The sequence below is a fragment of the Sphingomonas degradans genome (assembly GCF_053502645.1).
Map to the genome: position 1 here is coordinate 3,521,637 of NZ_CP177172.1, position 25,096 is coordinate 3,546,732.

At 68.7% G+C, this 25,096-nt stretch carries 28 protein-coding genes; 11 read left to right on the forward strand and 17 right to left on the reverse strand.

What is annotated here, in order from left to right; all coding sequences use genetic code 11:
• Positions 1 to 71 precede the first annotated feature (71 nt).
• The 4 genes from ACG3SL_RS16060 (at position 72) to ACG3SL_RS16075 (ending at position 5,610) form a co-directional block, all read left to right on the forward strand.
• Positions 72 to 845 carry an EF-hand domain-containing protein gene (locus tag ACG3SL_RS16060; protein ID WP_448662173.1) on the forward strand — a complete coding sequence of 258 codons (774 nt, stop codon included), beginning with the start codon at positions 72 to 74 and terminating at the stop codon, positions 843 to 845.
• A gap of 45 nt (positions 846 to 890) precedes the next feature.
• Positions 891 to 1,631: a 16S rRNA (uracil(1498)-N(3))-methyltransferase gene (locus ACG3SL_RS16065; protein WP_448662174.1), complete on the forward strand. Its 741-nt coding sequence runs from the start codon at positions 891 to 893 to the stop codon at positions 1,629 to 1,631.
• A gap of 56 nt (positions 1,632 to 1,687) precedes the next feature.
• Positions 1,688 to 3,064 (forward strand): glutamate--cysteine ligase, encoded by a 1,377-nt coding sequence (locus ACG3SL_RS16070; RefSeq protein WP_448662175.1) that lies wholly within the window; start codon positions 1,688 to 1,690, stop codon positions 3,062 to 3,064.
• Positions 3,065 to 3,144: 80 nt separating this feature from the next.
• Complete coding sequence (locus ACG3SL_RS16075; RefSeq protein ID WP_448662176.1) at positions 3,145 to 5,610, forward strand: glycoside hydrolase family 95 protein; 2,466 nt, start codon at positions 3,145 to 3,147, stop codon at positions 5,608 to 5,610.
• 9 nt (positions 5,611 to 5,619) lie between these two features.
• On the opposite strand, the gene ACG3SL_RS16080 is transcribed toward ACG3SL_RS16075, so the two are convergent.
• The 3 genes from ACG3SL_RS16080 to ACG3SL_RS16090 form a co-directional block, all read right to left on the reverse strand.
• Positions 5,620 to 6,015: a nuclear transport factor 2 family protein gene (locus ACG3SL_RS16080; protein ID WP_448662177.1), complete on the reverse strand. Its 396-nt coding sequence runs from the start codon at positions 6,013 to 6,015 to the stop codon at positions 5,620 to 5,622.
• Positions 6,015 to 6,863 carry an AraC family transcriptional regulator gene (locus ACG3SL_RS16085; protein WP_448662178.1) on the reverse strand — a complete coding sequence of 283 codons (849 nt, stop codon included), beginning with the start codon at positions 6,861 to 6,863 and terminating at the stop codon, positions 6,015 to 6,017. The genes ACG3SL_RS16080 and ACG3SL_RS16085 overlap by 1 nt, the downstream gene beginning before the upstream one ends.
• 75 nt (positions 6,864 to 6,938) lie before the next feature.
• Positions 6,939 to 8,228: a methyltransferase family protein gene (locus ACG3SL_RS16090; RefSeq protein ID WP_448662179.1), complete on the reverse strand. Its 1,290-nt coding sequence runs from the start codon at positions 8,226 to 8,228 to the stop codon at positions 6,939 to 6,941.
• Between the two features lie 118 nt (positions 8,229 to 8,346).
• Here ACG3SL_RS16090 and ACG3SL_RS16095 point away from each other — a divergent pair, with 118 nt between their 5' ends.
• The 4 genes from ACG3SL_RS16095 to ACG3SL_RS16110 are packed head-to-tail and all read left to right on the forward strand — an operon-like array spanning position 8,347 to position 12,146.
• Positions 8,347 to 10,236: a M61 family metallopeptidase gene (locus tag ACG3SL_RS16095; RefSeq protein ID WP_448662180.1), complete on the forward strand. Its 1,890-nt coding sequence runs from the start codon at positions 8,347 to 8,349 to the stop codon at positions 10,234 to 10,236.
• 34 nt (positions 10,237 to 10,270) lie between these two features.
• Positions 10,271 to 10,810, forward strand: a complete 540-nt coding sequence (gene ppa, locus ACG3SL_RS16100; protein ID WP_448662181.1) for an inorganic diphosphatase — start codon at positions 10,271 to 10,273, stop codon at positions 10,808 to 10,810.
• Positions 10,811 to 10,815: 5 nt separating this feature from the next.
• The gene (locus tag ACG3SL_RS16105) at positions 10,816 to 11,493 is read left to right on the forward strand and encodes a hypothetical protein (protein WP_448662182.1); all 678 of its coding nucleotides are present in this window, start codon (positions 10,816 to 10,818) and stop codon (positions 11,491 to 11,493) included.
• Entirely contained in the window at positions 11,490 to 12,146 is a 657-nt protein-coding gene (locus ACG3SL_RS16110; RefSeq protein WP_448662183.1) for a DUF1345 domain-containing protein, read from the forward strand. Before ACG3SL_RS16105 ends, ACG3SL_RS16110 begins: the two co-directional genes overlap by 4 nt.
• Before the next feature lie 6 nt (positions 12,147 to 12,152).
• Here the strand turns inward: ACG3SL_RS16110 and ACG3SL_RS16115 are convergent, their stop codons facing one another.
• The 7 genes from ACG3SL_RS16115 to ispG all read right to left on the reverse strand — a co-directional run bounded on the left by ACG3SL_RS16115 (position 12,153) and on the right by ispG (position 16,883).
• A complete protein-coding gene (locus ACG3SL_RS16115; RefSeq protein ID WP_448662184.1) occupies positions 12,153 to 13,088 on the reverse strand; it encodes a DUF6985 domain-containing protein in 936 nt (311 codons plus the stop codon).
• Between the two features lie 95 nt (positions 13,089 to 13,183).
• A complete protein-coding gene (locus ACG3SL_RS16120; protein WP_448662185.1) occupies positions 13,184 to 13,543 on the reverse strand; it encodes a TfoX/Sxy family protein in 360 nt (119 codons plus the stop codon).
• Complete coding sequence (locus tag ACG3SL_RS16125; RefSeq protein ID WP_448662186.1) at positions 13,543 to 13,863, reverse strand: DMT family transporter; 321 nt, start codon at positions 13,861 to 13,863, stop codon at positions 13,543 to 13,545. The genes ACG3SL_RS16120 and ACG3SL_RS16125 overlap by 1 nt, the downstream gene beginning before the upstream one ends.
• Before the next feature lies 1 nt (position 13,864).
• On the reverse strand, positions 13,865 to 14,341 hold the full coding sequence (locus ACG3SL_RS16130) for an N-acetyltransferase family protein (protein ID WP_448662187.1): 477 nt from the start codon (positions 14,339 to 14,341) through the stop codon (positions 13,865 to 13,867).
• On the reverse strand, positions 14,338 to 15,228 hold the full coding sequence (locus ACG3SL_RS16135) for a DMT family transporter (protein ID WP_448662188.1): 891 nt from the start codon (positions 15,226 to 15,228) through the stop codon (positions 14,338 to 14,340). The genes ACG3SL_RS16130 and ACG3SL_RS16135 overlap by 4 nt, the downstream gene beginning before the upstream one ends.
• A 222-nt stretch (positions 15,229 to 15,450) precedes the next feature.
• Complete coding sequence (locus ACG3SL_RS16140) at positions 15,451 to 15,762, reverse strand: hypothetical protein (protein ID WP_448662189.1); 312 nt, start codon at positions 15,760 to 15,762, stop codon at positions 15,451 to 15,453.
• Positions 15,759 to 16,883 carry a flavodoxin-dependent (E)-4-hydroxy-3-methylbut-2-enyl-diphosphate synthase gene (gene ispG / locus ACG3SL_RS16145; protein WP_448662190.1) on the reverse strand — a complete coding sequence of 375 codons (1,125 nt, stop codon included), beginning with the start codon at positions 16,881 to 16,883 and terminating at the stop codon, positions 15,759 to 15,761. Before ispG ends, ACG3SL_RS16140 begins: the two co-directional genes overlap by 4 nt.
• Positions 16,884 to 16,998: 115 nt before the next feature.
• On the opposite strand from ispG, the gene ACG3SL_RS16150 reads away from it, so the two are divergent.
• The 3 genes from ACG3SL_RS16150 to ACG3SL_RS16160 all read left to right on the forward strand — a co-directional run bounded on the left by ACG3SL_RS16150 (position 16,999) and on the right by ACG3SL_RS16160 (position 20,053).
• Entirely contained in the window at positions 16,999 to 18,210 is a 1,212-nt protein-coding gene (locus tag ACG3SL_RS16150) for an acyltransferase family protein (protein ID WP_448662191.1), read from the forward strand.
• Positions 18,211 to 18,272: 62 nt separating this feature from the next.
• On the forward strand, positions 18,273 to 19,220 hold the full coding sequence (locus ACG3SL_RS16155; protein ID WP_448662192.1) for an isoaspartyl peptidase/L-asparaginase family protein: 948 nt from the start codon (positions 18,273 to 18,275) through the stop codon (positions 19,218 to 19,220).
• The gene (locus ACG3SL_RS16160; protein WP_448662193.1) at positions 19,217 to 20,053 is read left to right on the forward strand and encodes a S1/P1 nuclease; all 837 of its coding nucleotides are present in this window, start codon (positions 19,217 to 19,219) and stop codon (positions 20,051 to 20,053) included. Before ACG3SL_RS16155 ends, ACG3SL_RS16160 begins: the two co-directional genes overlap by 4 nt.
• A 3-nt stretch (positions 20,054 to 20,056) precedes the next feature.
• Here the strand turns inward: ACG3SL_RS16160 and ACG3SL_RS16165 are convergent, their stop codons facing one another.
• The 7 genes from ACG3SL_RS16165 to tolR form a co-directional block, all read right to left on the reverse strand.
• Positions 20,057 to 20,299 (reverse strand): hypothetical protein, encoded by a 243-nt coding sequence (locus ACG3SL_RS16165; RefSeq protein WP_448662194.1) that lies wholly within the window; start codon positions 20,297 to 20,299, stop codon positions 20,057 to 20,059.
• Between the two features lie 142 nt (positions 20,300 to 20,441).
• Positions 20,442 to 20,654, reverse strand: coding sequence for a toxin-antitoxin system HicB family antitoxin (locus ACG3SL_RS16170; protein ID WP_448662195.1), 213 nt, complete (start codon positions 20,652 to 20,654; stop codon positions 20,442 to 20,444).
• Between the two features lie 10 nt (positions 20,655 to 20,664).
• The gene (locus tag ACG3SL_RS16175; protein ID WP_448662196.1) at positions 20,665 to 21,570 is read right to left on the reverse strand and encodes an SPFH domain-containing protein; all 906 of its coding nucleotides are present in this window, start codon (positions 21,568 to 21,570) and stop codon (positions 20,665 to 20,667) included.
• Between the two features lie 136 nt (positions 21,571 to 21,706).
• Positions 21,707 to 22,219, reverse strand: a complete 513-nt coding sequence (gene pal / locus ACG3SL_RS16180; protein ID WP_448662197.1) for a peptidoglycan-associated lipoprotein Pal — start codon at positions 22,217 to 22,219, stop codon at positions 21,707 to 21,709.
• Positions 22,220 to 22,296: 77 nt separating this feature from the next.
• The gene (gene tolB, locus ACG3SL_RS16185; protein WP_448662198.1) at positions 22,297 to 23,691 is read right to left on the reverse strand and encodes a Tol-Pal system beta propeller repeat protein TolB; all 1,395 of its coding nucleotides are present in this window, start codon (positions 23,689 to 23,691) and stop codon (positions 22,297 to 22,299) included.
• Position 23,692: 1 nt separating this feature from the next.
• Positions 23,693 to 24,574 (reverse strand): TonB C-terminal domain-containing protein, encoded by an 882-nt coding sequence (locus tag ACG3SL_RS16190; RefSeq protein WP_448662199.1) that lies wholly within the window; start codon positions 24,572 to 24,574, stop codon positions 23,693 to 23,695.
• Between the two features lies 1 nt (position 24,575).
• The gene (tolR, locus tag ACG3SL_RS16195) at positions 24,576 to 25,013 is read right to left on the reverse strand and encodes a protein TolR (RefSeq protein ID WP_448662200.1); all 438 of its coding nucleotides are present in this window, start codon (positions 25,011 to 25,013) and stop codon (positions 24,576 to 24,578) included.
• Positions 25,014 to 25,096: the final 83 nt, after the last annotated feature.

The window sequence follows — 25,096 nt, forward strand, 5'->3', positions numbered from 1 at the left end:
TGAAACATATTGGCATAATCGCGAGACGAAGCGGTCGCATGCCGCCTCCGATGCATGGAAGCGGAGGGAAGATGCGCACGTTTTTACTCGGAGCCCTGATCGCCACCGGTTCGGTGGGCACCGTCGCGGCGCAATCCGCTCCGCCCGAAGGCCCGCCGCCTGCGGGATGGCCGGGCGGGCCCGGCGGCCCAGGGGGCCCGCGCGCGCGCCTGTTCATCAGCCCGATGGGCGAGCCGTTCCGGCAGGTGCCCGGCGGCCCCGCCCCACAGGACGTGTGGTTCGACGGCGCGGATACCAACCATGATGGCGTGCTGACCGAAGACGAGATGGTCGCCGACGCCGCGCGCTTCTTCGCGCTGCTCGACGAGCGGCATGACGGCGAAATCGACCCCGACGACATCGAACGGTACGAAACCGTGCTCGTCCCCGAAATCCGCACCGGCGGCATGGGGATGGGCATGGGCGGCAGGGGCGCCGGCGGCGGACGCGGACGGCGCGGGGGCGGCGGCCCTCCGGGTGGTGGCGGGCCCGACGGCGGCGGTCCCGGTGGCGGCGACAGCGGCAGCGCGCCGCGCTCAGTGCAGATGAAGCAGGGCGCCGCCCGCTTCGGCTATCTCGACTATCCCGAACCGATCACGGTCGCGGACCGCAACCTCAATCGCGGCGTCGACACGGTCGAGTTCCGCAAGGCGGCCGAGATCCGGTTCGCGGCGCTGGATACCAACCATGACGGCAAGATCGAGAAAGGCGAGCTGCCGCGCCTCTCGGGCGGCTTTGGCGGGCGCGGTCCCCGGCGTGGCGACGGCCCGGCGGACGGGCGGCAGGACATTCCCGACGCGCCTTGACCAACAGCGTGGATTCGCCCGCGCCGCGCGGCTAGGGGATAGGCCATGCCCGCAACCCCCGCCTGGCCGCCCGACTCCACGCCCCGCCTGTTCGTCGATGCCCCGCTTGCCCCCGGCGAGCGCCGCATCGACGGGCCGCAGGCGCATTACCTCGTCTCCGTCATGCGGCTGAAGCCCGAGGAGGCAGTCAAGCTGTGCGACGATGTCACCGGCGAGTGGCTGGGCATCGCCCGCCATGTCGGCAAGCGTGACCTGATCGTCGAAGTGACCGAATGCCTGCGCCCGCGCGAGCCGGTGCCCGACCTGTGGCTGTGCGCCGCGCCGATCAAGAAGGGGCGGATCGACTGGGTCGCGGAAAAGGCGTGCGAGCTGGGCGTCGACCGGCTGGTGCCGGTGCTGACCCGGCGCACCATCGTCGACCGGCTCAATCTGGAGCGGCTGCGCGCCCATATGGTCGAGGCGGCGGAACAGTGCGGGCGCACTGCGCTGCCCCAATTGGTCGAACCGGTGAAGCTGCCTGCGCTGCTGCGCGACTGGCCGGCCGGGCGTGCGCTGTTCTTCGCCGACGAAACCGGCGGCGTGCCGGCGGCGGAGGCGATGCGCGCCCGCCCCGGCCCCGCGGCGATCCTTATCGGGCCTGAAGGCGGCTTCGATCCCACCGAGCGCGACGCGATTCGCGCCCATCCTCAGGCAGTTGGCATCGCGCTGGGCCCGCGCATCCTGCGCGCGGAAACCGCCGCCGCCGCCGCCGTGGCGGTGTGGATGGCCGCTGCCGGGGATTGGTGACCGAACGGTATAGATTGCCTCTGGCGCAGCCCCGCGCCCCCCGCTAAAGGCGCGAAATGAGCACGAAGACCGACACGAACCACAACGCGCCGGTCATCGAGGATCGCGCCCAGCTGATCGAGTATTTCGCACGCGGCGAAAAGCCGGCGGAGCGCTGGCGGATCGGCACCGAGCACGAGAAATTCGTCTATTGGAAGACGCCCGATCGTCGTGCGCCGTCCTATGAGGAACCGGGCGGCATCCACGCGCTGCTGATCGGCCTGACCCAGTTCGGGTGGAAGCCGATCTATGAGGGCGAGAACATCATCGCGCTGTCGGGCCCCGACGGCGCGATCAGCCTGGAGCCCGCCGGCCAGTTCGAGCTGTCGGGCGCGCCGCTGGAGAATCTGCACCAGACCTGCGCCGAAACCGGCCGCCACCTGCAACAGGTGAAGACCGTGGGCGACACGCTGGGCATCGGTTTCCTGGGCCTGGGCATGTGGCCGGACAAGACCCGTGCCGAACTGCCGATCATGCCCAAGGGCCGCTACGACATCATGCTGCGCCACATGCCGCGCGTGGGCAGCATGGGGCTCGACATGATGCTGCGCACCTGCACGATCCAGGTGAACCTGGATTATGCCAGCGAAGCCGACATGGCGAAGAAGTTCCGCGTCGGTCTGGCGCTGCAGCCGCTGGCGACCGCGCTATTCGCCAACTCGCCCTTCACCGAGGGCAAGCCCAACGGGTTCCTGTCGTATCGCAGCCATATCTGGTCGGATACCGATCCGGCGCGCACCGGCATGCTGCCCTTCGTGTTCGAGGACGGCTTCGGCTACGAGCGCTATGCAGACTATGCACTCGATGTGCCGATGTACTTCGTCTACCGCGACGGGAAATATATCGACGCGGCGGGCCTCAGCTTCCGCGACTTCCTGAAGGGCGAGCTGTCGGTCCTGCCCGGCGAGCTGCCGACGATGGACGACTGGGCCGACCATCTCTCCACTGCCTTCCCCGAAGTGCGGATGAAGCAGTTCCTCGAGATGCGCGGCGCCGATGGCGGGCGCTGGGGCCGCATCTGCGCGCTGCCCGCGCTGTGGGTGGGCCTGCTCTACGATTCAGGCGCGCTCGATGCCGCCTGGGATCTGGTGAAGGGCTGGTCGATGGAAGGCCGCGAGGCGTTGCGCAGCGCGGTGCCCAAGCTCGCGCTCGACGCCCCACTGCCCGGCGGCGGCAAGCTGGCGGATATTGCCGGCGAAGTGCTCGATATTGCCGGCGCGGGGCTTCAGGCGCGCGCGCGGCTGAACGCCTCGGGCGACAATGAAAGCGGCTTCCTCGACCCGCTGCGCGAGATCGTCCGCACTGGCAAGGTGCCGGCGCAGCTGCTGCTCGATCGCTTCCATGGCGACTGGGCCGGCGACATCAGCCGTGTGTACGAAGAGGCGAAGTTCTAGCCGCGCCATGGCGGTTGCGGCTTGCGTGCCGTGCGGCTGCCGTGGAAATGCCGCGCTCGGGTGATCGGGCGGAGCGCAGGATGGTTTTCAACGTAAGTCGCCGCACGCTTTTGGGTGGGGCCGGGCTCGCATTGCTGGCACGGACGGCCCGGATCGAGGCCGGTGGCACCGCCGGGAACCCCGACCAGCTGTGGTTCGACACGCCCGCCGCCGAATGGCTCGACGCACTGCCGATCGGCAACGGCCGGCTCGGCGCGATGGTGCGGGGCGGCGTTGCGCGGGAAATCGTGTCACTGAACGAGGATAGCTTGTGGTCCGGGCAGCCTGGCCCGGCCCCGGCGCCGCTCTCCCCCGCCCTGCTGGCAGAGATGCGCGCCGCCGTGTTCGCGGGCGACTACCACGCCGCCGACCGGCTGTCGCACGCAATGCAGGGGCCGTTCAGCGACAGTTTCCTGCCGCTGGCCGACCTGACGCTGGACACGGGCCATGACGCAGCGGTCGACGACTATCGCCGCGCGCTCGACATCGACAGCGCCATCGCCAGCGTCACCTATGCGAGCGGCGGCACGCGCTTTCGCCGCGAGATGTTCGTGTCGCACCCGGCGCAGCTTGTGATCGTCCGGCTGACGGCGGATCGCCCCGGCGCGCTGGCGTGCACGATCGGATTGCGCACGGCGCTGCGGGGATCGGCGCGGGCGGCAGGGCGGCGAATCGCCCTGACCGGCAAGGCGCCAACGGTGTGCGCGCCCGAATACCGCCAGGTACCCGATCCGGTGGTCTATGCCGACGCGCCGGGGCGCGGCATGGGGTTCGCCGCCGTGCTCGACGTGCATACCAACGGCAGCATCACGCCCGATGCCGACGGGCTGCGCATCGCCGGGGCGGACAGCATCGAACTGCGCATCGCCGCCGCCACCGGGTTCCGCGGGTTCGACCGGACGCCCGACCGCCCCCTTTCCGCGATCGAGGCGGAGGCGCAGGCGACGCTCGAGCACGCAAAGGGCCGCAGCTTCGCCGCGCATCGCGACGCGCATGTCCGCGATCATCGCGCGCTGTATCGCCGCGCCGCGCTGACGCTCGGCGCCGGGCCCGATGCCGTGCCGACCGACCGCCGCCGCACCGCCAATGCAGCCGCGCCCGATCCGGCGTTGGTGGCGATGCTTTTCAATTTCGGTCGCTACCTGCTGATCGCATCGTCGCGGCCGGGCACCCAGCCGGCGACGTTGCAGGGCATCTGGAACGATCGCGTACGCCCGCCCTGGAGCTCGAACTACACGACCAACATCAACCTGGAGATGAACTACTGGCACGCCGAGACGTGCAACCTCGCCGAATGCCACCTGCCGCTGATCGACCATATCGAACGGCTGGCGGAAACGGGCGCGCGGACCGCGCGCGACTATTACGCGATGCCGGGATGGTGCCTGCACCACAACACAGACATCTGGGCGATGACCAACCCGGTCGGTGCGGGCGAAGGCGACCCCAATTGGGCGAACTGGCCGATGGGCGCACCGTGGCTGGCCCAGCATCTGTGGGAACATTACGCGTTCAGTGGCGACCTGCGCTATCTGCGCACGCGCGGCTATCCGCTGATGCGCGGGGCGGCGGCGTTCTGTGCGGCATGGCTGGTCCGCGACCCGAAGCGCGGCACGCTGACGACCGCGCCGTCGATCTCGCCCGAAAACCTGTTCCTCGCCCCCGATGGCAAGCCTGCGGCGATCAGCGCGGGGTGCACGATGGACCTGGCGCTGATCCGCGAACTGTTTGCGAACTGTATCGCGGCGGCGGGGCTGCTGGGCACCGACGCGGCCTTTGCCGCGCAGCTGCAGGGCATGCTGGCGGCGCTAGAGCCCTATCGCGTGGGGCGGCATGGCCAGTTGCAGGAATGGTCGCAGGATTTCGACGAACAGGACCCCGGCCATCGCCACATCTCGCACCTCTATCCGCTCTATCCGGGGGCCGAATTCACGCCGGAGCGGACACCGCGATGGGCCGATGCGGTGCGCGCGTCGATGGACCGGCGCGAGGCGCATGGCGGCGCGGCGACCGGATGGAGCCGAGCCTGGGCGACGGCAATCTGGGCACGGCTGGGCGATGGCGCGCGGGCCGGACGATCGATCGACCTGTTCGTGCGCGACAGCCTGGTCGGCAACCTGCTCGATACCCATCCGGCGCCGGGGCACGCGGTGTTCCAGATCGACGGCAATTTCGGCATCACCGCCGCGATCGCCGAGATGCTGATGCAGAGCCATGACGGCACCATCGCGATCCTGCCCGCGCTGCCGCCCGGCTGCACCACCGGCGCCGTGACCGGGCTGCGCGCACGCGGCGGCGCGACGGTGGACATCACGTGGAGCGCGGCCGACGTGCAGGCGCGCCTTGCCGGCGCGCCGGCCCGCCTGTTGCTGCGCGTGCCCGCGGATTGCCGGGTGGCGACGCTGACCGGGGCACGGATCGACACGGCGGAGGGCCGCACGCTGGCGCTGCGCACCGACGGGCGATCACGGGTGGCGCTGGTGCTGGCGCGCGCTACTGCGCGATAGGCGCCGCGCTCACGGCTCGCACGGCCTGCCGCCCGCGTCGAACACCGCATCGTCGCTGACGATCCGCCCGTCCCGCACGCGCAGCATCGCCTGGACGGGCAGCGACAGCCCGCCCGTGCGGCTGGTCGCAGTGAAGCGAACGGCAACGGTATCGCCCTCGACCACCATCGTCTCGACCGAATCGTGGATGTCGGGAAAGGCGGCGAACAGCGCGCCATAGCTGCGCGCGACATCCGCGCCGGTCCGGGGCGTGCAGTAATCGGGCGAGCTCAGCCGCGCATCGGGCGCGTAGAGCCGTGCCAGCGCGACGGCGTCGTGCCGGTTGAAGGCGTCGAACATCGCCAGCACCGTGTCGCGCGGCGAGCGATCGGGCGCGGCGGCCAGCGCCAGGGCAAGCGCGAGCATCATGGCCGTTCCTCCGGCGCCAGCAGCACCAGCACATCGGTGCGCAGTTCGGCTTCCGGCGTCTCGTCGGGATCGTCCAGCGCATGGTGGATCAGCGGGAAATCGCCCGGCATCCGGCCCGATGCGACCAGCCACGCGATCAGCCGCTGGTTCACCGGCTCCAGCGCGTCATGGCTGCCGACATGGCGCAGCACCGCATGCTCGCCCCCCGGCAGCGAGACGATGCGTAGCGGAGGTTCGGGGATACCAGGATCGGCCAGTGCAAGCGCGGCGTCATAGCGCTGGCGCGCCTCCGGCACGCTTTCGGGATCGTCGAGCAACAGGCCGTAAATCCCCTGGAGCCCATCGAGCTTGCCCGCGCCCGCTGCCCAGTCCCACAGCTGCCCGTACAGCGCATTGAGTTCGCGATAGCCCCCGCCTTCGCGGCGCAGCGCGACCAGCTCGCCCGGCGCGCGCAGCTCGATGCGGATGTCCGCATCGGGCGGCGGGGTGACGTTGACGGGCGCGGCCCCGGTGGCGACGAAAGCGCTGGGCGACATGCCGGTCACGCGGCGGAACGCGCGGGCAAAGCTTTGCGGCGTGCCATAGCCACTCTCCATCGCCACGCCGGTCACTGACTCGCCTCCCGCCGCCAGCCGAACCTGCGCCGCCGCGATCCGCAGCCGGGCGATGCTGTCCCCCACTGTCTCGCCGGTCAGCGCACGCCAGATCCGGTGAAAGTGATAGGCAGAGATGCCCGCCGCCGCCGCCAGCGCATGAAGGTCGGGCGGCGCATCCAGCCGCTCTGCCAGCAGCGCCAGCGCGCGCTCCATCCGCGCTTCCCAGGGATCGTCGTGCAAATCGGTCATGCGCACCTCCGCGCACATCCATAGCGGCATCGCCGGCGCGCGCGGTCCCGATCTTGCGGAAATGCGAGCGCGCTGTCAGCCCGTGCGAAACAGCCGCGCAAAGGCGCGCGGCACCGCGCCGTTGCGCGCCATCCAGCCGCTATAGTCGCGATAGGCGGGGTCCGCGCCCAGATGCCGCTCCTCGGTCCGCGCGCGCCAGTAATAGACGCCGCTGACGCAGGCCATCACGGCGGTGTTGCGGATCGCGTCGCTCCAGCCGGTGTTCGCCAGGAAGGGCATGGTCGACAGCCACCAGAACAGGTTCTTCGACAGATAGGCCGGGTGGCGGCTCCAGGCATAGGGGCCGTGGGTCAGGATGCCGCGATGCGTCAGGTTGGAAAAGCGCAACCCGAATGCGATCGTCGCCCAGGCATAGATGCCGGTCAGCACGACCAGCACCGTGCCCAGCCCCGCGAGCAGCCAGTCATGCCCCGCCAGCCAGTGCGTCCAGTCGGCGCTGCCCGGATGATAATCGAGCGGGCCGCCATCGCCCATCAGCAGGAACGGCGGGTAACAGATCAGCGCCGCCGTCCATCCCGCCGCATAGGGGGTCGCGGTGCGGATATGCGAATCGAGCGGGCGCAGCGTGAGGATGTAGCCCGCCGTCGCGAACGCCACGTCGATGACGAACATGAAGGTGATGCAATATCCCGCCAGCGCCACCGGATCGCGCAGTGCGGCGCGCGGATCGGTGGTGACGAAATCGCCGAAGCCCGGCGGCACGATCGACAACATGAAGGCGAGGAAGAACGCCTTCACCGCCCAGCTGCGCAGATGGTTGTAAATCGCCTCGCGGTCCACGCCCTCCACGCCCATCAGCCACGCGCCGAGCGACCAGGCGCCGTCGCGCGGCTCGACCAATCGCCGGTCGAGCCACAGCACATAGGGGATGGAAAGCAGGAACAGCGCCGGCGCCGCCATCTCGAAACACCACATGGCGAACGGATAATTGGCGTAGCGGGTGTTCCACCAGAAGCGCCCGAGCGCATAGATCGCGGCAATCCCGCCCCAGGTGAGCCACAGCCCGGTCAGCTTGGTCACCGAAATGTCCAGCGTCTCGCGCCACGGGCGGACCACTGCCCAGTCGATGCCGGTCGTGGGATTGCGGTGCACCTTGTCCACCAGCAGCGACCACGCCACCATCGGCAGCGCGCAGGCGGCGACATTGACCAGCGCCGCATAGGGCCCGTTCAGGTGGAGCAGGTGCGCGGTGACGATCCATGCCACCATTCCCGCCAGCCCGGCCAGCCCGACGCCCATGCTCACCGCCGAAGGCGGGCGGGGATCGGCCGTCGCGCGGCGCGCCATCGCGGGATCGTGATACATGCCCCCTCGTCTAGCGCGGAATGGTTAGCGCGCAGTGAAGCGTGGCATCGCCCCTTTACCAGCGGCATTTGCGGGGCTTATGTGTGCGCTCCTCCCTCAGACCAAGGCTTTCCTACACATGGTCCGTGCGCTTTCGTTCGCTGCTCTGCTCCTTGCCACCACGGTGCCGGTCGCGGCCCAGAACTCGGCGCCGCAGCCGGTGCCGATCGTCAACACGATCCCCGATACGCGCGACATCGACTATCCGGGCACGCTCCAGCTGGAGATCGACGCGACCGATACGCAGCGCGGCATTTTCCGCGTGAAGGAGACGATTCCCGTCGCGAAGAGCGGGCACATGGTCCTGCTCTACCCAAAATGGCTGCCCGGCAAGCATGGTCCGCGCGGCGAGATCGAGAAGCTGGCCGGCCTGCAGATCCGCGCCAATGGCAAGCGCGTGCCGTGGACCCGCGATCCGGTGGACGTGTTCGCCTTCCACATCGAAGTGCCGGCGGGCGCGAAGAAGCTCGACCTGGAGTTTCAGTTCCTGTCGGCGACCGAGCCGGACCAGGGCCGCATCGTGATGACCCCGGCGATGCTCAGCCTCCAGTTCAATTCGATGAGCCTGTATCCGGCGGGCTATTTCACGCGCCGAATCCCGGTGCAGGCACGGGTGAAATATCCCGAGGGCTGGTCGGCAGCCGGGGCGGTGCCGTCACGCGCCGAAGGCGGCGTGGTCACCTATCAGAAGACCGATTACGACACGCTGGTCGATTCGCCGGTCCTGGCGGGCCGCTATTACCGCGCCTTCCCGCTCTCGCCGCGCGTCACCCTCGACGTGTTCGCCGAGAACCCCGAAGAGCTGGAGGCCAAGCCAGAGCAGATCGAGGCGCACAAGCGCCTGGTCGACCAGACCGTGCAAGTCATGGGCAGCCAGCCCTATGACCAGTATCATTTCCTCCTGTCGATCAGCACCGAGCTGGGCGGGATCGGGCTGGAGCATCACCGCAGCACCGAAATCAGCGCGCGCCCCGGCTATTTCCTGAAATGGGACGACGCACCCAACAGCCGCAACGTCGTGCCGCACGAATATACCCATAGCTGGGACGGCAAGTATCGCCGCGGCGCCGATCTGTGGACGCCCGATTTCCGCATGCCGATGCGCGACGGGCTGCTGTGGGTATATGAGGGGCAGACGCAGTTCTGGGGCTATGTGTTCGGCGCGCGCTCGGGTCTGGTGCCCAAGGACGTGACGCTGGAGGCCTATGCCAACATCATCGCCAGCCTCGACAACCGCCCCGGCCGCGAATGGCGCCCGATGGGCGACACCACCCACGATCCGATCATCACTGCGCGCGCGCCCAAGGGCTGGGTCAGCGAACAGCGTTCGGAGGATTATTACAACGAAGGCCTGCTGGTCTGGATGGAAGTCGATTCGATCCTACGCGAGGCATCGGGCGGGACCAAGTCGATCGACGATTTCGCCCGCGCTTTCTTCCATGGCCGCGACGGCGATTACGGCGTCGTCCCCTATACGTTCGACGATGTCGTGCGCACGCTCAACACGATCCAGCCCTATGACTGGCGCACCCTGCTCAACCAGCGCGTCAACGACGTGTCGCAGCGCGCGCCGCTGGGCGGGTTCGAGCGCAACGGCTACAAGCTGGTCTATACCGACCAGCCGAACAAGGCGACGCCCAAGAGCAGCACCGACCTGGTCTACTCCCTCGGCCTGGGCCTGGGCGGGAGCGGAATCACCAGCGTCGCGTGGAACAGCCCGGCATTCGAGGCGGGGCTGACGCTGGCAGACGAGATCGTCGCAGTGAACGGGCGCGGCTTCACCAACGACCGGCTGGTCGATGCGGTCAAGGCGGCAAAGGGCGCCAAGGACCCCATTCGCCTGCTGCTCAAGCGGGGCGATCGCTTCCGCGAAGTCGCCATCGACTATCATGGCGGGCTTCGCTATCCGCACCTCGTGAAAACCGGCACGGGAGAGGCCGGTCTCGACAAGCTGCTCCAGCCGCGCTGAGACGCGGCGGAGCGACCAACGACAAGGTTAGACCATGCGCATCGATATGATTCCTGTCGGCGACGACGTGCCGAACAGCCTGAACGTGATCATCGAAGTCCCGACCGGCGGCGAGCCGGTGAAGTATGAGTTCGACAAGGCGAGCGGCGCGCTGTTCGTCGATCGTATCCTGCACACGCCGATGCGCTATCCGGCGAACTATGGCTTCGTGCCGCACACGCTGTCGCCCGATGGTGATCCGCTGGACGCGCTGGTGATCTCGCGCTCGCCGTTCATTCCGGGCTGCGTCGTGCGCGCGCGGCCGATCGGCGTGCTCAAGCTGGAAGACGAAGCCGGCGGCGACGAGAAGCTGGTGTGCGTCCCCGTCGATACCACCTTCCCCTATTACACCGATGTGGGCGAGCGCGGCGACCTGCCGTCGATCGTGCTCCAGCAGATCGAGCACTTCTTCAAGCACTACAAGGACCTCGAATCCGAGAAGTGGGTGCGCATCGGCGAGTGGGGCGACGCCGCCGAAGCCAAGAAGATCGTTCTGGAAGCGATCGAGGCCGCAAAGAAGGCCAAGGCAGCCTGATCCGGATGCCAGCCTGGCGCGCGACCACGCTCGCCGGGCTGGCGACCCTGATCCTGTCGGCGGCATTCGCCCGCATTCCGGGCCTTGCCGCGTGCGGGCGTTGGGGCGGGAGCGATCCCGCCCTCGCCTTCCAACTGGCCCGTAGCGCCGCCGAACGCGCCGCGCTGTTCGGCGCCGAACCCTGTACCAGCCAGCTGATCGCCGCGCAGCGCGACGCGCTGTGGCTGGACCTGTTCGCCTTCATCCCCGCCTATGCCGCGTTTCTGACGCTGGGCGCCTGGGCGCTGCGCGACTCGGGCCGCAGCCTCGCGAGGGCGGCGATCGGGTGCGTTGCGCTGGCCGCCGCGCTCGACCTTGGCGAGGGCGTGCTGCTGTTCCGTATTCTCGCGTCGCTGCCCGGTGATGCCGGCGCGCCAGCCGCCTTGTTCTGGATCGTCCGGGCGAAGTTCGCGCTGCTCAGCCTGGGCGTGATCCTGATTGCCGCGCTGGCGTGGCGCCAGGGGCCGCTGGCCAAGGCGGCGGCGGGCGCGATGCTCGCGGGTGGCCTCGTGTCGCTGGTGTGGCTGGTGCGCGATCCGCTGAACCCGCTGATGACCAAGGGGCACGCCGCCGCCTGGATCGCGCTGCTGGCACTGGCCGCGCTGCACAGTTTCACCGAACGCACCAGGGAAGCGACCGCATGAGCGCCACCCGCCGCAAATGGCATATCGGGCATGTAGTCGCGCCGCCGCGATTCCTGACCTTCCTCTTCACCACCGCGATCGCCGGATGGTTCACGCTCCCCGCGCTCGGCTGGCGCTATGGGATCATGGTGGCGTTCGACGTGGGCGCGACGGTGTTCCTGCTCGCGTGCCTGCCGCTGCTGCGCCACGAATCGGATCGGATGCGCCAGTCCGCCTCGCAGAACGATGCCAACCGCGTCGTGCTGCTGATGATGACGGTGGCGGTATCGTTCGTGATCCTGATCGCCATCGCCAGCGAATTGATGGACGCCAAGAAATCGCCCGACATCGGCACGCTGGCGATGATCGTCGGCACGCTGGCGCTGACCTGGACCTTCAGCAACACGGTCTATGCGCTGCACTACGCGCATCTCTTTTATCAGGCGGGCGACGATGGCGATGCGGGCGGGCTGGAATTCCCCAAGACGCCCGAGCCCGATTACTGGGACTTCGTCTATTTCGCCTTCTGCCTCGGCATGACCTTCCAGACCAGCGACGTGACGATCACCCAGGTGCGCGTGCGGCGCCCGGTGACGCTGCACTGCCTGGCGGCGTTCGTATTCAACCTTGGCGTGATCGCCTTTTCGATCAACGTGCTGGGCGGGGGCGGATAACGCCGGTCAATCGACCACGTGGCCGTCCTGGGCGCTGATCCGCGACAGCGTCCCGCCATCGCGCCACACCAGCTGCAGGCCATGTTCGATTTCCCAGTCGCACCGGCACTGCAGCGCCACGTAGAGCGACGGCTCCCCAGCGCTGGTGTCGCGGACCACGGACAGGCCCTCAGGCACGACATGGCGCCAGATCGCGTCGGGATCGGTTATCGCGAGCATCGCCTGTTCGGGGTCATCCTCGGACAGGTAGATCGCGTTCAGATACTCGTGGCAATTGGCGAGGACGCCGGGCGCGGCGGCCGCACGATCGTCTTCGCCCAGCGCGAGGAAGCGCGCCATCGCCGCGTCGATCGCCTGCGCGTCGCCCGGGCCGATGTCGGTCAGTTCGACGGGCAAGGGATCGGACGGCAGAAAGGCGATGCGGATCCGATCTGCGAACCAGACATCGGCATAGCCGTCGACGGGCGAGACCGTGCCGAGCGACTCCGTCTCGAACGCAGCGGAGGGCTGAACCGGGGCCGGCGGCGCATAGCTATCGGTCAGCGAGGCGAAGATCGCCTCGCGCTCTGCCTCGCCGCGCACTTCGAATTCGGAGAGGCGCCGGTGCAGTTCCTGCACGTTCGTACGCGTCGTGCCGATATCGCTGTCGATCTCGATCGTGATGACGGGGCGCGGGTCGGGCACAACGCGGATCGCGCGATAGTCCCGGGCGATCGGCACGCGGAACCAGAATTCGGCGGACCAGTCGGCGAAACGCAGCATCATGCTGTAGCCCTGCCCTTCTTCGGGCGCGGCGTTGAGCGAGGGATGCGCGCGCAGCAGCGCCACGACGACCGAATGCCGCCCGTCGAACGCCGCAAGCGGATGATCGGTAAGGAACGCGGTCTGCACGCGATTCGGCGCGGCGAGCAGGGCGCGAAGATCGGGGAGCTTGTCGGTCATGCGGACGCTACTTCCTGGAAACAGACGGGATTTCCCGTACCACGCCACCGCAGGCGGGTGGAGCCAGCCAGGCGCGGCTGATCCCGCCCCGCGCGCTATTTGTCCCGCCGGGAACGGCGCGCGCGCCGGGGTGCCCGCGCGCCCGCGGCGGCGGCAAGGGCCGCCCAGTGCCGCATCGCATCGGCATCATCATGGACCGCCGAGGGCGCACGGCGATAGTTCATCACCTTTGTGGTGCCGGCCGCATCGTAGCGGAAGCGCTCGCATCCCGCCGCATCCCAGTCCGCGTCCGAGATCGCATCCGCCTTCAACCACAGATCGTCGAAGGCCACGATCGCGAAGACCGTGCCGTCGAGGTACAGCGTGGCACCCCCCATCATCGCGCGGCTGGTCACGGTGCCGACGGGCTCCAGCGCTTCGCACACCCATGCGACCAGCCCCGGATCGGCGGCCATCAGTGGCTGCCCACCAGCTTCAATCCGGCGATGCACCCCACCAGTCCCACGATCAGCAGCAGCCGCACCGGGCTCACCGGCTCGCCGAACCAGACCATGCCGACGATCACCGTGCCCAGCGCGCCGATCCCGCCCCACACGGCATAGGCGGTGCCCATCGGAATGCTGCGCGACGCATATTCCAGCAGCCCCATCGAGAGTCCGACCGACACAAGGAACCCCGCCGTCCAGCCCAGATGGCGAAAGCCGTCGACGAAGCGCAGGCAGGTGGTGAACCCCACTTCGAAAAATCCGCCCAGGATCAGCAGCGCCCAGGCCATCTCAGCGCCCCGCCAGCCGGACGAGCGCGTCGCCGCTGACACGCTGCACCGTCCATTCCTCCATCGCCGTCGCCCCCATCGCCCGGTAAAATTCGATCGCGGGCGTGTTCCAGTCAAGCACCGACCACTCAAACCGGCCATATCCGCGATCGACCGCGATCCCCGCCAGATGCTGCAACAGCGCCTTGCCCACGCCGCGTCCGCGCGCTTCGGGGGTCACGTACAGATCCTCGAGATACAGGCCGGGCAGCCCGGTCCAGGTCGAGAAGTTGCGGAAGAACAGCGCGAAGCCGGCGGCGGCGCCATCGACCTCGGCGATCACTGCCTCGGCCACTGCCCCCTCGCCGAACAGCGCTGCGTGGAGCATCGGCGCGGTGGCGACCACGGCATCGGGCTCGCGCTCGAACGCGGCGAGTTCGCGGACGAACGCCAGGATCTGCTCGACATCGTCGGGACGGGCGAAACGGAGTGTGGTCATGCGGCAGCCTCTGTCTGCGGGGCGGGCGCCACGCGGCCACGGATCGCGACCAGGCACCCCAGGATGATGAGCAGCGCGCCGCCGACCGTCCATGCCGAAACACGCTCGTCGAACACGAAATAGCCGAGCAGCGCCGCCCAGACGAAGGCGGTATATTCCACCGGCGCCAGCACCTGCGCCTCGGCATGGGCATAGGCCCAGGCGAGCAGCACGGCGGACACCGATCCCACTGCCGCCGCCCCGAAAATCCACGGCAACAGCGCAAGATCGGGCAGCGCCGACAGCCAGGGCGCGGCGGGGAGCAGCAGCAGCGCGAGCACGACGCTGGTGAACAGCGCGACTTCGATCGGGTCGGCGATCTGCGCCTGTTGCCGCAACAGGATCAGGCTGCCGGCATAGAGGATCGATGCGGCGAACACCGCGATCGAACCCAGCACGACATCGGTGGAGGCGTTCGCCTGTGCCTGTCCCGCCGCGATCGCCAGCACGCCCAGGCTGGCGACCACCGATCCGCCGACCGCCGCGCGGCGGATGCGCTCGCCCAGGAACGCGGCGGCAAGGAACATCGCGATCAGCGGCGCGAGAAAGGTCAGCGCGATCCCCTGCGCCATCGTCACCCGCGCCAGCCCCCAGAAGAACAGCACGACGGACGTGCCCGCCAGCGTGCCCCGCGCAACATGCAGCCGCAGCGCCGCCCGGCTGGGCCAGCGCATCCGCCGCGCGATGAAGATCGGCCCGAGCAGCACGATCGCCCCGAACGACCGCCACAACACCGCGCTGTACGCTCCGTGGGCGATCGACAGGTTCTTCATCACGGCGTCCATCACCGAATAATTGGCGATCCCGACGGCAGCGACGGCAAGGGCAAGGGCGGGCGAGCGGCGCATGCCGTGGCGGTAGCGGGATGGCACGCGAATGGCGAGGGCAACCCGGGTCGCACCGCGCGGCGGCGGCGCTGTCGGGGCAAAATGTTGAGGAAGTTTAGGGTTGTCCGGGGCAGCGACGCGACGCCAACGCGACAGCCACGCGCCAGTGACGCGCCACCCTGTGATTACTGGCTGCCCCCCCCTGAACGCCGGGATGACGGCCTAGTGTCGCTCGGGGGGCTGCTATTGATGCAGTTTGGTAACGCGCCGCGCGGCGAGCGCCCGGTCCAGCATTGCGAGCAGGAGGCCCAGGGCCAGCAGGAGCGCGGCGCTTCCCAGCAAGGGCGGGAGCGCATTGCCCTGTGCCGCCAGCGTGCCCAGCCGCAGCGCCGGCACCAGCAGCGCCACCACCACGCCGCGCCGCAGCCAGCGTGCCGCCCAGCCACCAAAGCCGCGCCCGCCGCCGAGCCACAGCGCTGCTGCCCGCGCCACGAACAGCGCCGTCGCCAGCACGCCCGCATCGACCAGCGCGCCGGCCGCGTTGGCGGGGATCACTCGGCGGCTTGCGCCGGGGCTGCGGTGGCCGCTTCGATTTCGGCGGCCTTGGCTTCGACCAGCTTGACGATGTGGTCGAGCATGTCGGCATCCTCGACCGTGTGGTCGGTCAGGCCCGACAGATACACCATGTGCTTGCCGTTGCCCCCGCCGGTCAGGCCGATATCGGTCTCGCGCGCTTCGCCGGGGCCGTTGACGACGCAGCCGAGCACCGACAGCGACAGCGGCGTGCGGATGTGCTGGAGCCGTTCCTCCAGCGCCTGGACGGTGCGGATCACGTCGAAGCCCTGCCGCGCGCAGCTGGGGCAGGAGACGACGCGCACGCCCCGATTGCGGATGCCGAGCGACTTGAGGATCTCGAACCCGACGCGCACTTCCTCTTCGGGCTCGGCCGAGAGGCTGACGCGGATCGTGTCGCCGATGCCGAACCAGAGCAGCGAGCCGATGCCGATCGCGGACTTGACCGTCCCGCCGACGAAGCCGCCCGCCTCGGTAATGCCCAGGTGCAGCGGGCAATCGACTGCGTCGGCGAGCTGCTGGTATGCGGCGACCGCGAGGAACACGTCGCTCGCCTTCACCGCGACCTTGAATTGGTGGAAGTCGCGGTCCTGGAGCAGCTTGATATGGTCGAGCGCGGATTCGACCAGCGCCTCGGGGCACGGCTCGCCGTATTTTTCGAGCAGGTCCTTTTCGAGGCTGCCGGCATTCACGCCGATGCGGATCGCGCAGCCATTGGCCTTGGCGGCGTTGACCACTTCGTTCACGCGATCGGCCGAGCCGATATTGCCCGGATTGATCCGCAGACAGGCGGCGCCGGCATCGGCGGCTTCGAGCGCCCGTTTATAGTGGAAATGGATGTCCGCGACGATCGGCACACGCGATGCGCACACGATCTGCTTGAGCGCGGCGGTGCTCTCGACGTCGGGGCAGGATACGCGGATGATGTCCGCCCCCGCCTCTTCGCAGCGACGGATCTGGTCGATCGTCGCCTTCACGTCGGAGGTTGCGGTGTTGGTCATCGTCTGCACCGTCACCGGGGCATCACCGCCCACGGGCACGTTGCCCACCATGATCTGACGGCTCTGCCGCCGGACGATATCGCGCCAGGGTCGTAGGGACATGGGGGGCATATACGCGCGCCGGCGCCCGGGTGCTAGGGCCAACGCGGTTTACGCATCGCTAAGGCCCGGCGTGCCATAGCGATGCGACACACGACAGCCGAAAGCACCCCGCCGCTTGCCATCCGAGGCGTCGCCTCTGCCCCCCATCGCGACAGGCCGGCGCCATTTCGGGCTCGACTGGCTGCGGATCGCCGCGTTCGCGCTGCTGATCCTGTACCATATCGCGATGGTCTTCGCGCCATGGGACTGGGTGATCCACACGCCGCACCGCTATGCCGCGCTGATTCCGCCGATGGCGCTGCTGACGCCGTGGCGGCTGCCGCTGCTGTTCGCGGTATCGGGTTATGCGTCGCGGATGCTGTTCCGGCGATCGGGAAGCGCGGGCGCCTTTGCCGCCTCGCGGGCGACGCGGCTGCTGGTGCCGCTGGCGTTCGGGATGACGGTGCTGGTGCCGCTGGAGATGTGGGTGCGAGTGATGGAGACGGGCTATCCGCACGGCTATCTCCACTTCTGGGCGCGCGATTACTGGCGCTGGGGCGATTTCTATGGCCGCGAGTTCCCAAGCTGGGAGCATTTGTGGTTCGTCGCCTATCTCGCCGCGTACAGCCTGTTGCTGGCGGCAGCGGCGGCGTGGCGCGAGCCGCAGTTGCTGGCGGGGCTGGCGCGCGCGGCGGCATGGCTGTCGCAGGGGTGGCGGCTGCTCTGGTTCCCGATCCTGGGGCTGGCGGCGCTGCGCCTCGCGCTGTTGTTCGTCGCGCCCGAGCGGCAGGGGCTGTTGCGCGATTGGGGCGGGCATGCCGAATATGTGCCGATGTTCCTGTTCGGCTTTGCGCTGGCCGGGGCACCGGGGCTGTGGTCCGCGATCCACCGGGCATGGCGCCCGGCGCTGGGCATCGCCGCGCTGACCGGCGCCGTGGTGGTGGCGATCGAGCTGGCCTATCCGGGCACGCGCATCCCCCCGCACGCCGTGATGGCGCTGGACCGCGCGTGCCGCGTGGCGATGGCATGGGCGATGGTGCTGGTGCTGTTCCACGTCGCCGAGACTTTCTGGAACCACGACCATCGCTGGCGCCGGCCGCTGGCGGAGGCGGTGTTCCCCTTCTACATCGTCCACCACCCGGCGATCGTGCTGATCGCGTGGTTTTCGCTGCCGCTGGGGCTGCCGCCGCTGGCCGAGTTCGCGCTGTTGCTGGGCGGAACCGGCGCAGTGTGCGCTGTGACCTATCTGGTCGGGCGACGAATCGGCTGGCTGCGCCCGCTGATCGGGCTGGGGCCGCGTGCCCGGCAGGGGGCTCCGGTGGCTGGCGGCGCGCCTGCGATCTGCTAAAGGCGCGCCGATCTCTTACTACGGGCCGATGCGCCCCGATCCTGTTCGAAAGGCCGCTCTCGATGCCGAGTCCCACCCCCACCGCCCCGGCATGGACGCTGGCGATCCATGGCGGCGCCGGCAGCATGCAGCGCGGCGCGATGCCGCCCGAGCAGGAAGCCGGGTTCCGCGCCGGGCTGGACGCCGCGCTCGACGCCGGGCAGGCGGTGCTGGCGGCGGGCGGCAGCGCGCTCGACGCGGTGCAGGCGGCGGTAGAGGCGCTGGAGGACGACTCGCATTTCAATGCCGGGCGCGGCGCGGTGTTCACCTGGGACGCGACCAACGAACTCGACGCGGCGATCATGGACGGCAGCAATCGCGACGCCGGCGCGGTTGCCGCCGTCAGCACCACGCGCCACCCCGTCGCCGCTGCCCGCGCGGTGATGGCGCACAGCCCGCATGTGCTGCTGGCCGGTGCCGGGGCGGACCAGTTCGCGCGCGAACAGGGGCTGGAACAGGTCGACAACAGCTGGTTCGCCACCGAGGAGCGGCGCGGCCAGCTCGACAAGATGAAGGCCAATGCCGGGCTTGGCTGGTTCGACGTGGACATGAAATACGGCACCGTCGGCGCCGTCGCGCTGGACAGCCACGGCCATGTCGCCGCCGCGACCTCGACCGGCGGGCTGACGGGCAAGCGCTGGGGCCGGATCGGCGATACCCCGCTGATCGGCGCGGGCACCTATGCCGACGATCGCGCCTGTGCCGTATCGGCGACCGGCGCGGGCGAGTTCTTCATCCGCGAGGGCGTGGCGCACGAGATCTGCGCGCGCGTGCGCTTCCTGGGCGAGAGCCTGCAGGACGCCGCCGACACGGTGATGGCGGAGACGCGCGCGCTGGGCGGCGTGGGCGGCGTGATCGTTACCGGCCCGGGCGGCGATATTGCCTGGAGCTTTACCACCCCCGGCATGTATCGTGGCCGGGCATCCGCCACCGGCGACCGCGTGGTCGCGATCCATGGGGACGAATTGTGAAGCGTATCCTGATCCTGCTCGCCGCGCTGGTCGGCCTTGCCAGCCCCGCCCACGCCTATTGGGAATATGGGCATGAGACCGTGGCGGCGATCGCCTATCGCAACGTCACCCCCGATGTGCGGCGCGAGATCGACCGGCTGCTGGCGCAATCGGCGCTGCTGGAGACCCCGACCTGCCCCGCGCGGACGATCGAGCAGGCGAGCGTATGGGCCGACTGTGTCAAGACGCTGGGGCCGCGCTTCAGCTATGCCTATAACTGGCACTATCAGAACGTGAATGTGTGCAAGCCGTTCGACCTGAAGCCCGCTTGCCCCGACGGCAATTGCGTGTCGGCGCAGATCGAGCGCGACGTGAAGCTGCTGAAGGACCGCAAGGTGCCGGTGCGCGAGCGGGTGATGGCGCTGGTGTTCCTCATCCATTTCGTCGGCGACCTGCACCAGCCGCTCCATGCCGGCGACCGGGGCGACCTGGGCGGCAATCGCGTGAAGGCGGCCTACGGCATTTATTCGACCGACCGGCTGAACCTGCACAGCATCTGGGACGGGCTGCTGGCCGAACGCGCGATCTCGACCCCGCCCTCGCTGGTGCGCGCCTATAGCGCCGCCGAGCGCGAGGCCGTGGTCGGCGGCAGCGTGGAGGACTGGAGCCGCGACAGCTGGCAGGCGGCGCACGACTTCGTCTACGCGAGCGCGCTGGGCGATCCGTGCGGTCCGGTCCCGGCAAAGGTGACGCTCAGCGAGGCGACGATCGAGAAGCTCGTCGCCCCTGCACGCGCAGAGCTGATGAAGGGCGGGCTGCGGCTGGCCCGGCTGCTCAACGAGTCGCTGGGCTGACGCTCACGCGTCCCCTCCCCAGCGCCAGCGCCATTCGCCGTCGGTCTTTGCCCAGCAGAGCCAGAGGAAGCCCGCGATCAGCGGCACGAACAGGATCACGAAGCCCGGTCGGCCGTGGCTCGCGACGTTCCCCAGCAGCGCCGATACGCCGACGAACAGCGCGACCGCCAGCCAGCCCTGCCACGTCGCCGGGGTCGCCCCCAGCCCGAAGCGTCTGGGGCGGAACCAGGTGCCGGGGCGCGTCATGCCAGCACCATCGCGGCAAGGCCGACGGCGAGGGCGGCGAGCGAGGCCGCGATCAGGAACGGGAGATGCTTGCGCGGTGCGAAGAGTGCAATGAACATGACGGTCTCCTTCTTCTACAGAAAATGGATGGGCACGCGGACGGTCAGGATTCGCCCTCCGTGGGGCGGGGCGGGCGGCCGCGCTTTGCCCGCACCGGGTCGTCCAGTTTCACCCCGCGCCGCGCCAAGGCCTCGCGCAGCAGGCATTCCACCTGCGCGTTGACGCTGCGCAGGTCGGTGGCGGCGCTGCGTTCGATCGCCGCGTGCAGCGCGGGATCGAGGCGCAGCGGAAACGCCTTTTTGGGGGGTACGCTCACAAACCGGGCCTTATTGGTACAGCGATCCGGCGTTGACGATCGGCTGGGTATCGCGCTCGCCGCACAGCACGACCATCAGGTTGGACACCATGGCGGCGCGGCGTTCGTCGTCGAGTTCGACGACATTCTTGGCGGACAATTGCGCCAGCGCCATCTCGACCATGCCGACCGCCCCTTCGACCAGCGTGGTGCGCGCGGCGACCACCGCCTGGGCCTGTTGCCGCCGCAGCATCGCGCCGGCAATCTCCTGCGCATAGGCCAGATGCGTGAAGCCGCATTCGTCGACGGTGATCCCCGCCACCACCAGCCGCGCGATCAGTTCGGCGCGCAATTCGCTGCCCACCTGTTCGTGGTTGCCGCGCAGCGTCACTTCCTGATGCTCGAAATCGTCATAGGGATAGCGCGAGCCGATGGTGCGCACCGCCGCCTCGATCTGGACGTTCACGAACGCCTTGTAATCGTCGACGTCGAACAGCGCCTGGGCGGTGTCGGTGACACGCCACACGACCTGCGCCGCCATCTCGATCGGGTTGCCGCGCAGGTCGTTGACCTTGATCCGCTCCGAAATCATGTTGTTGGCGCGGACCGACACCTTCTTCTTGATGAGCCACGGCCAGGACCAGCGCAGCCCGGCGTTGCGATCGGTGCCGCGATAGTCGCCGAACAGCGTGATGACGGCGGCCTGGTTGGGCTGGAGCAGATAGAAGCCCGCCGACACGAACACGGCGACGCAGGTCGCCACCATGATCCACCCCACCACCAGCAGGTCCGGCAGGCGATCGATCTGGCTGACGCCCACGCCAACCGCCACCAGCGCGGCGAGCACCAGCAGCAACAGCGCATAGCCGTTCGCCGTCACGGCACTCCGCTCGCTGGTCTGGCGTAGTGCCGGCGCCATGGTCCGAACGTCCGTCATCGCAATCTCCCCGTTAAATTATGATATCATTTTTATATCGAACCGGGCCGAGTCGCAAGCGGAATCGGAAAAAGGCCGCCGGGTCGCCCCGACGGCCTTTCGTGGTTGCGATCGATCCGGCCGCAGCCGGAAAGGATCAGCTGATGACGATCGTCACCGCGCGGCGGTTCTGCGCCCAGGCGGCCTCGTCGGAGCCCAGCGCGATCGGGCGTTCCTTGCCATAGCTGATCGTCGTGATCCGCGAGGCCGAGACGCCGCGTGCGGCCAGATAGTTCTTCGCGGCATTGGCGCGACGATCGCCCAGGCCGAGGTTGTACTCGCGGGTGCCGCGCTCGTCGCAATGCCCCTCGATCGTGATGCGCGCATTCGGATGCGCCGCCAGCCAGGTCGCCTGACTGTCGAGGATCGCGCGCGCTTCGGGATCGATGTCGTACTGGTCGAGGCCGAAATGCACGGTGTCGCTGGTCACTTCGCGCTTGAACTGCTCGTTCAGCGGCGTCGAGCCATACTGGTCGTTGTCGCCACCAGTGACGGGTGCGACATTATCGACCGGGGGTGCGGGCGGCAGTTCGGGCGGGCGCTTCTTCGCGCAACCCGCAGTCGCCACGAGCGCTACCGCGAGAACCAGGCTGGTCGTGATCTTGGCCATCATGTGTCTCCTCAAAAAATCATCGCCCGCCCTGTCGCGAGCATTACGCATACGTACCGAAATGGTTTCAGCCCCGATCAGGGCCGGATCGGGCCCCAGTGCGGATCGGAACCATCCAGCGGGGTCGGGATCTTGCGCGACGTCGCGCCGGTCAGGTCCACCGCCCACAGATCGGGCCGGCCCGACCCTTGCGCCGAGCGGAAGAACATCAGCACGCGGCCATTGGGCGACCAGGTCGGCCCTTCGTCGCCCCAGCTGTTGGTCAGCAACCGCTCGCCGTTGCCCGACGGGGACATGACACCGATGCGGAAGCCGCCGCCGATCCGCGTGAACGCGATCAGGTCGCCGCGCGGGCTCCACACCGGCGTCGCATAGCGCCCGCCGCCAAAGCTGATCCGCCGCTGGTTGCTGCCATCGGCGTTCATCACATAGAGCTGCTGGGTGCCGCCGCGATCGCTTTCGAACACGATTTTGGAGCCGTCGGGCGAATAGCTGCCGCCGGTGTCGATGCCCGGCGCATTGGTCAGCCGCTGCGGCTCGCCGCCGCTGGAGACGACGCGATAGATGTCGGTGTTGCCGCCGACCGCCATCGAAAACAGCACGAAGCGGCCATCGGGCGAAAAGCGCGGGGCGAAGTTCAGATTGACGTTCGATACCAGCAGCTTGTTGCTGCGCGCCGCCATGTCATAGACATAGATCGACGGGCGGCGGTCCTGATAGCTCATATAGACGATGGCGTTCTGCTTGGGGCTCATCCGGGGCGTGAGCACGATATTCTGGCCATTGGTGAGGAAGCGGTGGTTGGCCCCGTCCTGGTCCATGATGGCCAGCTGCTTGCGGCGCTTACCCTTGGGTCCCTGTTCGGCGACATAGACGACCTGGCTGTCGAAATAGGGGCCCTCGCCGGTCAGCCGGGTGTAGATCGCATCGGCGCATTTGTGCGCGGCCCGGCGCCAGTCGGCGGGCGTGACGACGAAGCCCTGGCGGACGAGTTCGGTCTGCAACGCTACGTCATACAGATAGCACCCCACCGTGAGGCTGCCGTTGCCATTGGCGCGGACATAGCCCTGGACCAGCGCTTGCGCAGAAAGGCCGCTCCACTTCGCATATTGTGGAGCATTTACCTCTGCGTACCCGATCACGGGCGCGGCGTTGGGGCCTAAAATCTTGAACAGTCCCGTATTCCGAAGATCGTCGTCGATCACTTGCGCCAGCTTGCGCCCGAGCTCGTCGGTCGGCCCTGCCGCCGTTGCTACCGCCTGAGCGGTGGGCATCGGCGGTATCACCAACACCATGTCCTGCGCCGCCTGATTGGTGACATCGACGCGCAGCACGGACTCCTGACCCGCGTCCTGCTGCTGCGGAGGCTCAAGTTGCGCGGCAGGAACCTGGGCCTGCGTGTCCTGGGCGTGTGCAACCGTGCTCGTGCCGATCGCGAGACCGATCGCCAGCGCGAGATAGCTGGTCTTCATCTTACAACCCCTCGTACAAAGTCGGCGCAATGGTTTTCCATGCGTCGTAGAATTGCGGCGGCAGCTTGAAAGGAGCTGCCAATTTTACCGCGCGAATCGCACGCTCGCGATGCACCGCAGCCTGGGCCCGGTTGCTGGCGTTTACACCCGTTTGGGACACACGCGGTTCGCCGATGATCGATCCATCCCGGCCCAATTGCACCTGCACCGTGGTACGCAACTGATCCGTATCCGCGCCGCTAGGCGGGGACCAATGCGCTTTGACCTGCCGTTGTACCTCGGCCTGAAGGGCGCTGCGAACCTGCGGACCGACGGTGGCCGCCGGCGGAGTGGTAGACTTGCTGTCCGTCTTCGCGCTCGACCGGCCGAGGTCGAGCTTGTCCAGGTTGCCGGTCGGCTTGACCGGGCGGCGCGTGGCCGGGCGGTTCGACGCGGCAGCCGATGCGGCGGGCTTGGCCGGCTGTGCCGGCGCAGGCTTCGCGGCGGCGGTCGCCGGTTTGGGCTGCGGCGGCGCGGGCTTGGGCTTCGCGGCGGGTGCGGGTGCCGGCTTGGGCGGCGCAGGGCGCGGCGGCGCGGGCTGCGGCTTGGCCGGGGCCGGTTGCGGCTTGGGCGCGGGATCGGGCACCACCACCGGCTCGGGCGGGGCGCTGTCGGGTTCGACCGGCGCTTCGACCGGGGATTTCTTGGTCGCCTCCGCCTCGCTACTCGGCACGGGGGCCGCGCTTTCCAGCGCGACATCCTCGGCCAGCGAAATCTCGATCGCCTGCGGGCGCTGTTTGCCCGTGTCCGGCGGGGTCAGAAAGCTGATCGACAGCAGCCCGAACAGGACCACATGCCCGATCGCCGCAATCGCCAGACCGCCGGATTCCGCCTTGCTCAGCACCTTATTGGGCGCTCGCTTCGGTCAGCAGCGAGACGCGGTTCAGCCCGGCGCGGTTCAGCTCGCCCATGACGCGCATGACCTTGCCATAGCCCAGCCCCTTGTCGGCGCGCAGGAAGATCTGGGGCGGCTTGCCATCGGCGCCAAGGCGCACCGACAGCGGCTGGAGCGCGGCGGCCAGCGCATCGTCGGCGACGGGGGCGTCGTCGATGAACACCTGTCCCGCATTGTCGATCGCGATCTGGACCGGCTTCTGTTCCTGGTCCAGCGCCTTGGCGCGGCTTTCGGGCAGGTCCACGGGCACGCCCGCCGTCATCAGCGGCGCGGTGACCATGAAGATGATGAGCAGCACCAGCATCACGTCGACCAGCGGCGTGACGTTGATCTCGGCCATCGGCGCGCGGCGTCCGCGCCCCTTTCCGGAGGGGAGGTGCATGGCCATGGGCTAGATCCTCCCCGTTCCGGGGAGGGGGACCAGCCGCAGGCTGGTGGAGGGGGTGCGCCTCTTGGCCACCCCCTCGCGGC